Source organism: Pantoea sp. Acro-807 (assembly GCF_011752675.1).
GTDB lineage: Bacteria > Pseudomonadota > Gammaproteobacteria > Enterobacterales > Enterobacteriaceae > Pantoea > Pantoea eucrina.
The window spans coordinates 1-218 of the sequence record NZ_VWXE01000027.1 but is presented as its reverse complement, the minus strand read 5'-3'; the positions used below and the strand labels follow the sequence as shown (position 1 = coordinate 218).

1 rRNA gene is annotated in these 218 nt (G+C 43.6%); it reads left to right on the top strand.

The window, feature by feature from the left end:
* Positions 1-128: 128 nt before the first annotated feature.
* Positions 129-218, top strand: a 16S ribosomal RNA gene (locus F3J39_RS18725); the annotation flags it as partial.

Here is a 218-nt window from a genome sequence, read left to right as displayed (position 1 = left end):
CTCGCAGGATTGATATCACAAGCCTACGGGCTTTAAAAAATATCAAGTCTTTGCTGAGTGAACACGTAATTCATTACGAAGTTTAATTCACAGAGCACCGCTTAACTTGTTTAAGCAAATCAAACTTTAAATTGAAGAGTTTGATCATGGCTCAGATTGAACGCTGGCGGCAGGCCTAACACATGCAAGTCGGACGGTAGCACAGGGGAGCTTGCTCC